The following is a 14,854-nucleotide window of genomic DNA, read 5'->3' as shown; positions in this document are numbered from 1 at the left end:
ATGGCTGTTAGCATAGTTTTTGTTGATTCAAGCGTGGCATTTACAGCTACTTTACCCGTACTGGTTTTTACAAAATCAGCACCGCCTTCAATTGCAAGCTCCGTGGCTTGAGTAATAAGCGCGTCGGTTTTTAGCTCGCCGCTTTCTATTATTACTTTAAGTTGCGCGCGCGACCCACATGCTTTTTTACTTTCGCTTACATAGTTAACTACAGTTTGAGCATCGCCCGCGATTAACTTTTTATAAGGAATAACCAAATCAATTTCGTCAGCGCCGCGCTCTATTGCAATAAGTGTTTCGTTAATTACATCACTCAGTGGTGCATCACCTGTTGGAAAGTTAGTAACTGTTGCGACTTTAACATGGTTAAGCTCACGCGCTGCGAGTGCTATTTTTGCATCATCAACAAAATCGCTATAAACACATACAGCGGCAGGCGTGCCTAAGGTAGGATTTATGCTATCAACAAGTGCTTGAATGCTTTTGGTGGTATCGCTGGTGTTTAAGCTTGTTAAATCCATCAGTGCGACTGCTAATGCGGCATCTTTTTGGTGTTGTGTCATTAGAGCTCCGTTGCTTATGTAATACCAATTTTATTAAAAACATGATCATTTTAGCGTATTAAATAACGCACTAACTAGGTTAAAAACTATTTATATAGAACAACTATGTATCATAATTTTAGCCTTGTTATTGAGCTATTTTCTCGTCGCTATAATAGATCACTAATTTAATGCAATTGGTATAAGTACAAAATTTGATATGCCTCCATATTAACAAATTAAACCAAACTCGCTATAGCTCATAACCAAACACTATAAGCTGGTTATTTTACTTGTAACTCGGCGCAATCCCTTGTTAACTAGCTCTTAGGCCTAAAAAGCCCACCTATTATAACTTTTGGTTATATCAACTTGGTTTTAATTATTTTTTACTTATTGATAGCCGCTATATTCTGCATATCAGAATAAAGCGTTTTCTTATATTTGAATTTGTTTAGGGGTCTTATTAACGTGCAGTATTTACCTATCTTTACCAAACTCGACAACAAACCAGTATTGGTTGTTGGCGGTGGAGAGGTCGCTTTACGCAAATGTCGCGCGTTTTTAAAAGCGAGAGCAAGCGTTACTTTAGTAGCACCTTGGTTTTGCGACGAACTAAAAGAGCATGCACATAATAATGAAGTAACGCTTATTGATGCTTATTTTGATGAATCGCACCTTGATGGCAAAATGCTTGTTATTGCAGCAACCGACCGCGATGAAGTAAACAACAACGTATTTGAACTTGCCAATGCCCGCAATGTGTTTGTAAACGTGGTTGATGACCAACCTAAATGTACGTTTATATTCCCATCCATTGTTGACCGTGACCCAATTACGATTGCTATATCAAGTGCTGGCACAGCGCCCGTACTTGCACGTCGCTTACGCGAAAAGCTCGAAACACTTATTCCACATCATATTGGCCCACTTGCAACACTTGTCGGTGGCTTTAGAGACAAAGTAAAAAAACGCTTTAAGCATTTTTCAGACCGCCGCCAATTTTGGGAAGGCGTGTTCGACTCATCTGTCGTGAGTAAAGTACAAACCGGCGATACCCAAGCCGCACAGCAGCAACTAGAGCAAATGCTCGATGCGAAAGCAGAACCTGAAGGCGAAGTATATGTAGTAGGTGCAGGTCCTGGCGATCCAGAGCTTTTAACACTTAAAGCACTGCAACTTATGCAACAAGCCGACGTCGTCGTTTATGACTTTTTAGTCTCTGACGAAATTATGGAATTAGTGCGCCGTGATGCTGACCTTATTTGTGTAGGTAAACGCTTAGGCGATCATAGTGTTGTTCAAGAAGATACCAACCAAATGCTGGTCGACCTTGCTAAACAAGGCAAAAAAGTGTGCCGCATTAAAGGTGGTGACCCGTTTATTTATGGCCGTGGTGGCGAAGAAGTACAAGTACTGGCTGCTAACAACGTAAATTATCAAATTGTACCAGGTATTACAGCCGCTGCAGGTTGTAGTGCTTACGCGGGTATTCCGCTAACGCATCGTGACCATGCACAAGCCATTCAATTTGTAACTGGCCACTGTAAAAAAGACGGTCAAGAACTTGATTGGCAATCGCTGGCAAAAGCAAATCAAACGCTGGCTATTTACATGGGCGTAATTAAATCGCCGCACATACAAAGCGAGCTTTTAAAACATGGCCGCAAAGCCGACACCCCTGTTGCCATTATCGAAAACGGTACACGTAAAAATCAGCGTGTAGTAACAGGCCAATTAGGCGAACTTGCCGACTTAATTGAACGCAACAGCATTATATCGCCTGCACTACTCATTATTGGCGAAGTAGCCGCCCTGCACTCGCAACTAGCGTGGTTTGGGAAAAACGAGCAAACAAGCAGCTTTGCACAGCCGCTAACAGATGTATCAAATACATAACCGAATTTTAAATTTGTAACTTTTAATCATTTTAGTAGGACGACTAACAATGGCTTTAACTCACCTTCAGCAACTTGAAGCTGAAAGTATCAAAATCATGCGCGAAGTCGCCGCTGAGTTTGAGAACCCAGTAATGCTTTACTCTATTGGTAAAGATTCGTCGGTACTTTTGCACTTAGCGCGTAAAGCATTTTACCCTGCAAAAATTCCGTTTCCGTTATTACACGTAGACACCAACTGGAAGTTTCGTGAAATGATAGAGTTTCGCGACCGTATAGCTAAAGAATATGGCTTTGATCTACTGGTACACAAAAATCCAGAAGGCATTGAAATGGGTGTAGGCCCGTTTACGCATGGCTCGGGTAAACATACCGACATAATGAAAACCCAAGGCTTAAAACAAGCGCTAGATAAATACGGCTTTGATGCTGCATTTGGTGGCGCACGCCGCGACGAAGAAAAGTCACGCGCAAAGGAGCGTGTTTATTCGTTCCGCGACAAACACCACCGTTGGGACCCTAAAAACCAACGCCCAGAGCTTTGGAATACCTACAACAGCCAAGTTAATCCGGGTGAGAGCATTCGTGTTTTCCCATTATCTAACTGGACTGAGCTTGATATTTGGCAATACATTTATCAAGAAAACATCGAAATGGTGCCATTGTACCTAGCTAAAGATCGCCCAGTAGTTGAGCGCGACGGTACTTTGATTATGGTTGACGATGAGCGTATGCCTCTTAATGAAGGTGAAGTACCGCAAATGAAATCTGTACGTTTTCGTACATTAGGCTGCTACCCACTTACCGGTGCAGTTGAATCAACAGCCAGTACTTTAACCGAAATCATCGAAGAAATGCTGCTATCTACGTCATCTGAACGTGAAGGTCGTGTTATTGACCATGATTCAGCCGGCTCAATGGAGAAGAAAAAACGTGAGGGGTATTTTTAATGTCTAGCCAAAATAACGATACATTTAACGAAGTAAAAGAAATAGGCATAGACGCCTACCTAGCACGCCAACAAGACAAAAGCTTATTACGCATGCTTACTTGTGGCAGCGTAGATGACGGTAAATCAACACTGATTGGCCGCCTACTGCACGACAGCCACCAAATTTATGAAGATCAGCTAGCAGCCCTTCATAAAGATAACGAAAAAGTAGGTAATGCAGGTGAAGATCTTGACCTTGCTTTATTAGTTGATGGCCTACAAGCTGAGCGTGAACAAGGCATTACGATTGACGTAGCGTACCGTTACTTTTCAACGGCTAAGCGTAAATTTATTATTGCCGACACGCCTGGGCACGAGCAATACACGCGCAACATGGTAACTGGTGCATCAACAAGCGATGTCGCCATTATTTTGGTTGATGCGCGTTACGGCGTACAAGTACAAACTAAGCGCCATAGCTTTATTTGTGACTCGCTGGGCATTAAGCAGTTTGTTGTTGCCGTTAATAAAATGGATATCGTTGATTTTGACGAAACCGTGTATGAAAAAATTAAGGCCGATTACCTTAAATTTGCTGAGCAACTTAACGTATCAAACATTAAGTTTGTGCCTATGTCAGCGCTTAAAGGCGACAACATAGTAACACGCTCTGCACATACACCGTATTACACCGACAAGCCGCTACTAGAGTTACTAGAAGATTCGCCAGCAGCCGAAACAGATACAGGCTTTGAAGCGCGCCTACCGGTGCAATATGTCGTGCGTCCTAACTTAAACTTCCGTGGTTTTCAGGGCACACTGACATCGGGCAAGATGCACGTAGGCGATGCTATAAAAGTATTACCGTCGGGTAAAACATCAAGCATTAAAGAAATTGTTACCTTTGATGGCAACTTGGACAGCGCCGAAGCAGGCCAAGCAATTACCGTTACCCTAAATAACGAGATTGATATTAGCCGAGGTGATGTAATCGTGCCTGCAAACTCAACGGCCGCTGTTACTAACCAGCTGCAAGCTAAAATTGTGTGGATGCATGAATCGCCATTAGTGTTAGGTAAAAGCTATAACCTAAAACTTGGTAGCAAAAACACCTCAGCTATTGTTAAAAAGATTGACTACACAATTGATGTAAACACGCTTGAGCACGGTACTAGCGACTCATTACAGCTAAACGAAATTGCGATTGTAACGCTTGAACTAACCGAAACTATTTTGGCAGACGAGTACCACAGCAATCACGAAACAGGCTCGTTTATCCTAATCGATCGCTTATCAAACCTAACTGTTGCTGCCGGTATGATTGAGCAAGTACTGCAAAGCCAAACAAAGCAAAGTAACTTTAGCGAATTTGAAGTTGAATTTAACAGCTTAGTACGCAAGCACTTCCCGCATTGGCAAGCGCTTGATATTTCTAAGTTATAAGTTAACTTTAGCCTGTTAGGAATTTAAAAGCATGGTAGAACAGCTCGTTTTAACAGGCATTATGCTTACCTTAGTCGGGTGCCTTTTTGGCACCCGTATTAATCCAGCATGGTTATTTGTAAGCGCTATTGGCACCAGCTACTTAGCAGGGCTAATCGATCTTGAAAGTATGTTAGTTAACTACGCTAACCCGTCGCTTATCACTTTAGTACTATTGGTGTTAGTGTCGACCGCAATAGAAAAAACCACCCTAATTCAAAAGTTAGCGCAATCGCTATCTAAAGGTAGTTTAGTAAAATCGGTAACAAAATTGGGGTTATCAACCGCCTTTTTATCGTCGTTTACTAACAATACCGCCGTTGTTGCATCGCTTATTACAGCGATAAAAGACAATCCTAATCACTCCCCTTCAAAGCTATTATTACCGCTGTCGTACACTGCTATTTTGGGCGGCACTATTACGCTTATTGGTACATCAACCAACTTAATCGTTAATGGCTTTGCAGTAGATGCGGGCATGGAACCGCTGGGCTTTTTTGACTTTACCTTAGTAGGTTTAGGCGCGCTAAGCGTAGGCCTAATTACCATTTTAGTAATGCTTAAATACTTACCCGACAACGGTAAAAGCGACCAAGAAGTCGTGCCTTTTTACCTAGAAGGTAAAGTACAAGCAAGCTCAAAATTAATAGGCCAAACCGTAGAAGAAAACGGCCTACGTGATTTAAAAGACTTATTCCTTGCTGAAATTATTCGCGACGGGAGCCGCATTTGCGCAGTCACTCCACAGCAAGTTATTCAAAAAGACGACGTGCTGCTGTTTGTAGGTGATATAAAATCGGTGCCATTACTTACCCGTTTCGACGGTTTAAAAGTAGTGCACGAGAATCATCAAAAAGACATAGAACACTTAGTAGAAGTAGTTGTAAGTCAATCTTCAAAATTTATTGGTAAAACCGTAAAAGAAGCCCGCTTTAGAGAGCAGTTTCATGCTGCTGTTATTGCTATTCGCCGTGGACACGACCGCTTACAGGGCGGCCTTGGGCAAGTGCAATTACAAGCTGGCGACTCACTTATACTCGCACCAGGCAAAAACTTTTACACTTTGCCTAATTTAAAGCGCGAATTTGTGTATATTTCAGGGTTTGACTTACAAGCCCACCTTGCACCTAAGCAATCAAATATTGTGCTACTAAGCTTTGCCGCAGTACTGGGTTTAAGCATTATTGGCATAGTGCCGCTGGTTAAAGGCTTATTAGTATTACTGATTGGCTTAATGCTCAGCGGCACCATAAAACTTAACGAAGTAAAACGCCGTTTTCCTATCGAGTTACTCGTAGTTGTAGGTAGCGCCATTGGCCTTGCTAAATTAATGATAGGCACCGGACTTGCCGGGCAAATATCCGACGCCATGTTTATGGTACTTGGGGATTTTGGCCCGTACGGCGCGTTTATAGCTATATTTTTAATGACCGTATTATTTACCGAGCTTATAACTAACAACGCAGCAGCTGCCTTGTCGTTCCCTGTTGCTTACTCGCTCGCGGTTGGTTTTAATGTAGACCCACTACCGTTTATTATGGCGGTTGCCTTTGGCGCATCAGCCAGCTTTATATCGCCATTTGGGTATCAAACTAACCTAATGGTTTATAGCGCGGGTAACTATCGCTTAAAAGATTACATAGTGATGGGCTTACCCCTTTCTATTATTTATTCAATCACGGTATTAACCCTGATCCCGCTGGTATTTCCGTTTTAATACCTGCGCTCACAGCATAAGAGACTCTCACTATGGATGAAAATATAGTTTGGCATAACTACGCAACTACAAAAGCACAGCGTAGTGAGCAAAAAAAACATAAGCCCGCTATTTTATGGTTTACCGGCTTTTCAGGCTCTGGCAAAAGCACCGTAGCAAACGCACTAGAAGCGGCGCTTAATCAGCAAGGTACGCACACTTACCTGCTCGATGGCGACAACGTACGCCACGGTTTGTGTAAAGATCTAGGCTTTAGCGACGAAGACCGCATTGAAAACATACGCCGCGTAGGCGAAACCGCAAAACTAATGACCGACGCTGGCTTGTTAGTACTTACTGCGTTTATATCGCCTTTTAGAGCAGAACGCGACATGGTGCGCAACTTAGTAGACGAAGGCGAATTTATCGAAGTATTTATCGATACCCCACTGGATGTATGCGAAAGCCGCGATCCAAAAGGCTTATACAAAAAAGCCCGCGCTGGAGAGATAAAACACTTCACTGGTATCGATTCAAGCTACGAAGTGCCAAACAATCCAGAAATAATTTTAGATACAAGTAAAAACACCCTAGACCAATCGGTTACACAACTGATAACGTATCTAAAACAAAAGCACATAATATAGGTTAACCCCATGAATCAAACCGAACTGCTAGAAGAAACCCTCATCCTTGCCCGCAAAGCAGGCCAAGCGATAATGGGAATTTACGAAAAGGATTTTAACGTTGAGTACAAAGCCGATGAAAGCCCCGTAACCGACGCCGATTTAGCAGCTCATAAACTGATTGTGGTAGGGCTTCAACAGCTCACACCTGATATTCCAATACTCAGTGAAGAAAACGCCGACATAAGCTGGGATGTACGCCAAACGTGGAAAAGCTACTGGTTAGTTGACCCAATCGACGGCACTAAAGAATTTATCAAAAAGAACGGTGAATTTACCGTAAACATCGCCCTAATTAAAAACGGCATTCCTATTTTAGCCGTAGTAGATGCACCTGCCCTTGGCGTATCGTACTTAGCCGCCGAAGCCATTGGCGCATTTAAAGATAAAGGCGATGAGCGAATTGAGCTTAAGGTAACTACCAAACCTAACAAAGGGTTAATTCGAGTTGTAGGCAGTCGCTCTCACCCATCACCCGATTTAGCCGAGTTTGTAAAACGCTTTGACGAGGTTGAAATGGTGTCAAAAGGCAGCTCACTAAAGCTGTGTTTAGTCGCTGAGGGCAGCGCCGATATTTACCCGCGCTTAGGCCCAACTTGTGAATGGGATACAGGCGCAGGCCACGCCATCGCCGAAATAGCCGGTGCAAAAGTGACCCAACTTGATGGCAGCCCGCTTATTTATAACACCAAAGATGAATACTTAAACCCGTATTTTATTGTGAGTGCGATAGAAGAGTAAGGGTAGTTTTTAGTGGTTAGCTATCAGTTGTCAGCAAGACAAGTGGTAGCTTTAACTCTTTGATGTTACCAGTTGATGTCTAGCAAACGGTGAAAAAACATGCCTAATTTATTACTTGCTAGGTTTTAAGTACATCACACTACCTTTAAATACATCAAATAACTCACAATGAAACTTTTGAAGACTATCAATTAGCTCCTCAATTTCCCTTAGATTACGAGTAAACTCGGGATTTGATTCTTGCGTACCAGGTAATGAATTAATTTGCATTAAGTTTAGCCAGGCTGATGCATCAGAGTCTACTTGAAATAACCAATCGGTCACAATACCGTCAAAATAAAAATCAGCTAGGGCGAGTGCCTCTTGAAGCTCTTCGTATAACTTATCATCGACCACACGATTTATATCAACGCTACGCAAAAACCTTTTAACAACTATATAAATATGCAGTTTATTTGAGTTACTTTCACGCTTCTCTTTATCAACATTAAGCTTCCACTGCTGGTATGCAATAAAGCCGAAAAGATATCAATAACTTGCTTAGCTGTACTTAACGCTTCCAATTTAAATTCCTTTTAAGTTAACCCATTTAGATCTTTTTTAAGTTTTGTAAGTCAAAAAAGAAAGTCCTATCCCTATTTATCTACAACCCTAACGATTTTGCTGGGCGATAAAAGCAAGCGAGTGCTGATTGAATAAGTCAGGACGTTCTACATTGCAGACATGGCCGCAATGGTGAATAGTTTGCAGTACGCTATTTTTATGGCGCTTTACCATTTCTTTAACAGGGCCAAGGAACATATGATCTTCCTTACCCATAATGTACAGAATGGGAATATCAATGTCTTTTTCTTTGAAGTATTGCATTAAAGGATTTACGTCCATGGCTAATTTAAACCATTTTATAAACTCTTTTTGGCACAAGCGTTTTGCTTCACGAACAAACAAAAGTCGAGATTCTTTATGGCGCTTTTTCGGCATCATAATAAAAGCAAATAAACGATACAGCCACATATAAGGCAAGAAGTGTTTAAAAGTATTACCTAAATAAACCAATGTATTACTGCGCGTATTAAAACGAGTAACCGCTCCACCTAGCACCATGCTAGAAACATATTGCGGCGCAATTTCAGCAATATTTCGAATGAGTATTGTGCCCAATGAAATACCAACAAAGTGTGCGCTGGTGATATTGTTATGATCTAACACATCGATAATGTCTCTAGAGACATTATTAAATGAATAATTATTATCAACAAAGTTTTGTACTAAGTTATTCGATTTACCGTGACCACGAAGATCTAGCAACAACACATTATATTCTTTTTTATAGGCCTTAAGCTGACGAAACCAAATTGCCGAGCTACCACCTGCTCCATGGACAAATACAACCCATGTTTTACTGGTTTCGTGCGCAAAAGTAGTATGGAAGAGAATCTCTTTGCTCATTGCAGTTAGTGGCCTATTTACTTCGTTTGGCATATTCAATTACAGGAAGTATAACGGAGTTTAATAAAAATCTCTTATGAAGTTCAGATCAATGGCTTCTACTTAACAGCTTTTCGGTGCAGATTCTGATTTTTAAATGAAAACCAATAAAAATGACCTTCCCCTATTTTTACGTTATGAAAACCGCCTACCTCGGCTTTGCTGCTCGCGTGACACTATAGCGTGTTGGGTTTCGCTGCGCTCTAATCAACCTACTTTAAAATTATAATGTGGTGCTGCCGCTTAAGGGTTTGCTCACTTTTACACCGCTGTTTCGTATTCATGACACTTACCCTTCAATTTGGTCTAATTAATTAGTCTACAAATCCTCTCAAAACATGAAATTTTTAGCTAAAAACTATATTCTTGCGCGCGATTATTATTTAAATAATGGATAAACACACACATGACAACATCTCAAGATGCAACGCTTTCAAATGCATCAACAACAGGTGCACACACACCTTCAAACACACCCACTTCTAAATGGAATCTGCACGATACGCAGTGGACTTTAAGCCTTTTTGGTACCGCCGTNTGGCGGTTTTTGGCCGTTAATTATTTTGGCATGCTTAGCATTTCCAATGACCTTTTGTGCACACCGTGGATTAGCGCGTTTTGTACTTTCATCAAAAAATAAAGATGCCGATTTTACCGATGTAGTTGAAGAACACTTTGGTGTGACTGCGGGGCGGTTAATTTCTTTATTGTACTTTTTATCTATATTCCCAATTTTGCTTATTTACGGTGTGGGCTTAACCAATACCGTTGATAGCTTTATGGTTAATCAAATGGGGATGGAATCACCTTCTCGCGTGTTGCTTTCGGGTGTATTAGTTGCAGGTATGATTAGCTTAATGATGGGCGGAGAGCGCTTAATGCTGCGTGCCTTTGCTATTTTAGTTTATCCGCTTGTGGGTATATTGTTCTTTTTATCACTTTATTTAATCCCTAGCTGGCAAATGCCAGATATGACACTGCCTGAAATGGGCAGCTTTGGAAAAACGTTGTGGTTATCGATTCCTATTATTGTGTTTTCGTTTAGCCACGCAGCGGCTATCTCAAGCTTTGTAAACGTGCAACGCGGTCACTACGGTGAACAAGCTACACATAAGTCTGAGGCGATTTTAAAGCGCACTAGCTTACTACTTATTACCTTTGTACTGTTATTTGTGTTCTCTTGCGTGCTGTCGCTTACAGGCGAGCAAATGGCAGCGGCTAAAGCCGCTAACGTATCGGTTTTATCCTACCTTGCTAATATTACTGATAACTCGTTTATTGCCACACTTGGGCCGCTTGTTGCCTTTATTGCTATTACATCGTCGTTTTTGGGTCACTTTTTAGGGGCACGTGAGAGCTTTACGGGTTTAGTAACTAAACAAACAAGCTTAAGCGTAAAAGCGGCTGATAAAATTGGTGTGTTAATTATGTTTTTAGCTATTTGGTTTTGCGCTGTTAAAAACCCAAGTATTTTAGACATGATGGATCAGTTATCGGGCCCTATCATCGCGATGATTTTATTCATCATGCCAATGATTGCAGTTTATAAAGTGCCTGCACTTCATAAATACCGCAACCGTTTAAGCACGCTATTTATATTAGCGGTTGGCTCACTTGCTGTATTTGCACTTATTTACAGCATGATTAATTAATACGCTATATATTCAAAAGCCCAGCTAAGTTAATTAGCTGGGCTTTTTTAGGCATAAAAAAATGGCGCTCACTGAGCGCCATTTTTAATTTAATTCGTTGCTATTATTCTGTATCTGGCAGGTTACGGCCATAGAATATTTCTTGCATTTCGCGAGTCAGCTTAGAGCGGATCTCGTCTTCTTCTTCATCCGATAACTCATCAGTAGAAAGGCCGAATAAATAGGTATTTAAGTCGGTTTCTTTTAACATCATTTTAGTATGGAACAGGTTTTCTTGATACACGTTTACGTCCATCATTTGGTACGCTTCTTTTGTATCTTCTGTCATGAAGTTTTGAATCGAGCTAATAGCATGATCAATGTAGTGCTTAACACCGTTTATGTCGCGGGTAAAACCACGAACGCGGTAGTCTATTGTTACTACGTCTGACTCAAGGCTATGAATTAAGAAGTTTAACGCTTTAAGTGGCGAAATAATGCCACAGGTAGATACTTCAATATCAGCACGGAATGTACAAATACCATCATCAGGGTGAGCTTCTGGGTATGTGTGTACACAAATATGGCTTTTATCTAGGTGTGCAACAACTGAATCAGGTAATGGGCCTGGTGCTTCGTCAGCATCGTAATTTTGCTGCTCTTCTACTGGTTCTTCTGAAACCAAAATAGTTACACTTGCGCCTTGCGGTTCATAATCTTGGCGCGCTACATTTAAAATGTTAGCACCAATAATATCAACAACTTCACCTAAAATATCGGTTAGTCTATCTGCACTGTACTGCTCATCGATATATTCAATATATTCTTTACGTTGTTGCTCGGTCTTTGCGTAACAAATATCATAAATACTAAAGCTTAAACTTTTGGTTAAATTGTTAAAGCCATGAAGTTTAAGTTTATCGAAGGGTTTGTTCATAATAAACCAACCTATAAATTAGTGGGTTCTGCACCTGCAGAATGAAAAGTTCGCGGATTTTATACGAATTTTCCTCGTGGAAAAAGCGTTATTTTGCTTGATCTTGCACAACTTCGTGGCTATGCGTAATTTCTACTGTTTTATCAAGCATTAATGCAACCGAGCAATACTTTTCAGCAGAGAGTGAAACTGCACGTGCAAGGTGCTTTTCAGACACATTATTGCCTTTAACAACAAAGTGTAAGTTGATTTTGGTAAACACGCGCGGTGCTGTTTCGGCGCGTTCTGCACTGAGTTGCACTTGTACGTCTGAAAAATCTTGTTTAGCTTTTTTTAAAATACTAACCACATCAACTGATGAGCAACAGCCAACTGACATTAAAACCATTTCCATTGGGCTTGGTGCTGCGCTATCGCTACCGCCATCAAACACAACATTGTGGTTAGAATTAGAACGGCCAATAAACGTATCGCCTTCAACCCATTTTACATTTGCTTGCATTGTTATATCTCAAAAAAATATTTTCTTGATTGTAAGCAACTTAGCCGTAGTTGCAAATGAAAATGCAACGCAGGGCTATAAAATGGCTAAGATTGTTGTGCTAATGCGCTATCAAAGAGGTTTTTCACTAAACCTGCAAATTCATCTATAAAGGCATGCTGTTCAACCGTGACAGGCTGTGAGGTGATGCTGCTGAGGACTTCTTCTAAATCGTAAACTATGCCATCAACTTCACGTACAATTTGACTACGCTGCTCTGTGTTGAGGTCTGTGTGCTGCTCGCAAATAAGCATTACATTTTGTGCAATGACGTCTTCGATTAATTCCATTACTGTTGGAGCGCCTGGTTTTATTTCGCCTGGCTTCTCAAACAATGCTAAATTTTGAGTTAGATACATGATCAAATCATCGTACCCTTGCCTATCTAAAACCATTATGCGAACCACCTAAATATATTTAATTATGCTGATTTAAGCAGAAAGAGTCGATAATTACTAGCCTTGTACGATAGCAATACAAAAAAAGCAGCCGAAGCTGCTTTTATAATGATTAAGTAGTATTACTGCTTAATCTATTTTTAAGCCTGGGCTTAGTGTTGCTGGCATCGCTACTTTTTCAAGCTCTACTGAAGCAACTGGGTATGCACAGTAATCAGCTGCGTAATACGCGCTTGCTCTGTGATTGCCCGATGCGCCAATACCACCAAATGGTGCTGCGCTTGACGCGCCAGTAATTGGGCGGTTCCAGTTAACAATACCAGCGCGAATACGACGTAAAAAATGGTCGTAATCTGCTGCACTATCACTTAATAAACCAGCCGATAAACCAAAGGTTGTATCGTTTGCTTTATCAATGGCTTGGTCAAAGTCGTCAAAGCGGAATACTTTTAAAAGTGGTCCAAAATGCTCTTCATCTGGGAAGTCACTAATATTTGTACACTCAATAATACCTGGTGTTACAAAGCCAGTATTAGCTGTGTGCTCAAGCTCTACTAATACTTGAGCGCCAAGCTCAACAAGCTCGTTTTGCGCTTTAACCATGCCCGCTGCTGCCGCTGATGAGATCATAGAGCCCATAAATGGCTGGTCTGCATCATCGTAGTTACCTACTTTAATCGCTTTAGTTGCAGTGATAAGGCGCTCTAAAATTGCATCGCCTTTGCTACCTTTAGGTAAAAACAGTTTACGTGCACATGTACAACGCTGGCCGCTTGAGATAAACGCTGATTGAATAATATCGTGAACAACCGCTTTAGTGTCTTCAACGTCAGTAATAATAAGTGGATTATTACCACCCATTTCTAGCGCTAAAATTTTACCCGGTTGACCCGCAAACTGTTCATGTAAAATATGACCAGTACGCGAAGAACCCGTAAAGAACAAGCCATCAATCCCTTTGTGAGCAGCAAGGGCTTTACCCGTTTCTACTTCACCTTGAACGAGGTTGATTACACCGGCTGGTAAGCCTGCTTTTTCCCACAGTTTAAGCGTAAGCTCGGCAACTTTAGGAGTCAGTTCAGACGGTTTAAATACCACTGTGTTACCTGCTAAAAGCGCTGGCACAATGTGTCCATTAGGTAAGTGACCCGGAAAGTTATACGGACCAAATACGGCTACAACCCCATGTGGCTTATGACGAATCATCGCGCGGCCAAGTGGCATTGCGTTTTCTACGTCGCCAGTGCGCTCTAAAAATGCTTTTTCAGAAATGGCAATTTTACCAACCATAGCACCCGCTTCTGTGCGCGTTTCCCACAGTGGCTTACCTGTTTCTTGTGCGATAGTAATAGCGAGCTCTTCGCTGTTTTCTTTTAATTGCGCTGCGAATGCTTTAATTATTTCTAAACGCTCAGTAAAGCTTTTATCAGCCCATGCATAAAACGCTTCGCGCGCTGCATTTACTGCGGTGTCTACTTGCGCCGCAGTTGCTGATGATGCCTGCCAAATAACGTCGTTATTTGCAGGGTTTACTGAATTAAATTCTGTGCCTTGGCCTTGTGACCATTGACCATTAATAAATTGTGCAGGATGAGTCATATACTTTCTCCTAAATTAAATCGTGGTTGCACTAACAATATCGCCAGTTTGCAAATGCAATGCATCTGCTACTTCTTGCGATAAAATAAGGCTTTTTGCGCGCTCGTCAAATGTCATTGGTGCAACGGTTGCTCTAAAATCTTCAAGCTTTTCGTTAGCTAGTAACACCATGGTGTCGCCAGTCATTTCGCCAATTTCAACGTTAAAGTTATTTGCATTACGAATCGTCGCAATGTTATCTACTTTTGCTTCAACCGTTGGGCCGCCGTCAAAAATGTCTACGT

General features: G+C 41.4%; 14 protein-coding genes and 1 pseudogene. 7 read left to right on the top strand and 8 right to left on the bottom strand.

From position 1 onward, the window contains the following. The coding region (deoC, locus tag L652_RS0104855; RefSeq protein ID WP_024603342.1) for a deoxyribose-phosphate aldolase at positions 1–563 on the bottom strand (563 nt) is incomplete at its 3' end. A gap of 450 nt (positions 564–1,013) precedes the next feature. On the opposite strand from deoC, the gene cysG reads away from it, so the two are divergent. Genes cysG through cysQ form a run of 6 tightly spaced genes read left to right on the top strand, consistent with a single transcriptional unit; the run spans position 1,014 to position 7,976 of the window. After that, positions 1,014–2,441, top strand: a complete 1,428-nt coding sequence (gene cysG / locus L652_RS0104850; protein WP_024603341.1) for a siroheme synthase CysG — start codon at positions 1,014–1,016, stop codon at positions 2,439–2,441. A gap of 49 nt (positions 2,442–2,490) precedes the next feature. Next, complete coding sequence (cysD, locus tag L652_RS0104845; protein WP_002958873.1) at positions 2,491–3,390, top strand: sulfate adenylyltransferase subunit CysD; 900 nt, start codon at positions 2,491–2,493, stop codon at positions 3,388–3,390. Beyond that, positions 3,390–4,814, top strand: a complete 1,425-nt coding sequence (gene cysN, locus L652_RS0104840) for a sulfate adenylyltransferase subunit CysN (protein WP_024603340.1) — start codon at positions 3,390–3,392, stop codon at positions 4,812–4,814. Before cysD ends, cysN begins: the two co-directional genes overlap by 1 nt. A 31-nt stretch (positions 4,815–4,845) precedes the next feature. Then, positions 4,846–6,570: an SLC13 family permease gene (locus tag L652_RS0104835; protein ID WP_024594969.1), complete on the top strand. Its 1,725-nt coding sequence runs from the start codon at positions 4,846–4,848 to the stop codon at positions 6,568–6,570. 32 nt (positions 6,571–6,602) lie between these two features. Continuing rightward, the gene (gene cysC / locus L652_RS0104830; protein ID WP_002958870.1) at positions 6,603–7,196 is read left to right on the top strand and encodes an adenylyl-sulfate kinase; all 594 of its coding nucleotides are present in this window, start codon (positions 6,603–6,605) and stop codon (positions 7,194–7,196) included. A 9-nt stretch (positions 7,197–7,205) separates the two neighbouring features. Next, on the top strand, positions 7,206–7,976 hold the full coding sequence (cysQ, locus tag L652_RS0104825) for a 3'(2'),5'-bisphosphate nucleotidase CysQ (RefSeq protein ID WP_024603339.1): 771 nt from the start codon (positions 7,206–7,208) through the stop codon (positions 7,974–7,976). 111 nt (positions 7,977–8,087) lie between these two features. Here cysQ and L652_RS0104820 read toward each other — a convergent pair whose 3' ends face one another. Further along, positions 8,088–8,396, bottom strand: a complete 309-nt coding sequence (locus L652_RS0104820; RefSeq protein ID WP_024597060.1) for a hypothetical protein — start codon at positions 8,394–8,396, stop codon at positions 8,088–8,090. Between the two features lie 231 nt (positions 8,397–8,627). Beyond that, positions 8,628–9,425 carry an alpha/beta hydrolase gene (locus L652_RS0104815; RefSeq protein ID WP_024597059.1) on the bottom strand — a complete coding sequence of 266 codons (798 nt, stop codon included), beginning with the start codon at positions 9,423–9,425 and terminating at the stop codon, positions 8,628–8,630. Positions 9,426–9,870: 445 nt separating this feature from the next. Between L652_RS0104815 and L652_RS01000000123260 the strand changes: the two are divergent. Then, positions 9,871–11,116, top strand: a pseudogene (locus L652_RS01000000123260) (HAAAP family serine/threonine permease). A 103-nt stretch (positions 11,117–11,219) separates the two neighbouring features. Here L652_RS01000000123260 and speD read toward each other — a convergent pair. The 5 genes from speD to L652_RS0104785 form a co-directional block, all read right to left on the bottom strand. Beyond that, positions 11,220–12,032: an adenosylmethionine decarboxylase gene (speD, locus tag L652_RS0104805; RefSeq protein ID WP_024597058.1), complete on the bottom strand. Its 813-nt coding sequence runs from the start codon at positions 12,030–12,032 to the stop codon at positions 11,220–11,222. Positions 12,033–12,120: 88 nt separating this feature from the next. After that, positions 12,121–12,534: an OsmC family protein gene (locus L652_RS0104800; protein WP_002958863.1), complete on the bottom strand. Its 414-nt coding sequence runs from the start codon at positions 12,532–12,534 to the stop codon at positions 12,121–12,123. Between the two features lie 86 nt (positions 12,535–12,620). Continuing rightward, positions 12,621–12,968, bottom strand: a complete 348-nt coding sequence (locus L652_RS0104795; protein WP_002958862.1) for a DUF3802 family protein — start codon at positions 12,966–12,968, stop codon at positions 12,621–12,623. A 132-nt stretch (positions 12,969–13,100) separates the two neighbouring features. Continuing rightward, on the bottom strand, positions 13,101–14,570 hold the full coding sequence (astD, locus tag L652_RS0104790) for a succinylglutamate-semialdehyde dehydrogenase (RefSeq protein ID WP_024603338.1): 1,470 nt from the start codon (positions 14,568–14,570) through the stop codon (positions 13,101–13,103). 15 nt (positions 14,571–14,585) lie between these two features. Beyond that, positions 14,586–14,854 (bottom strand): arginine N-succinyltransferase (locus L652_RS0104785; RefSeq protein WP_029770179.1); only part of this gene is annotated, 269 nt, incomplete at its 5' end.

It is taken from the genome of Pseudoalteromonas sp. TB25 (assembly GCF_000497995.1).
GTDB classification, from domain to species: domain Bacteria; phylum Pseudomonadota; class Gammaproteobacteria; order Enterobacterales; family Alteromonadaceae; genus Pseudoalteromonas; species Pseudoalteromonas distincta.
This window is presented reverse-complemented; position numbering and strand designations above follow the sequence as displayed.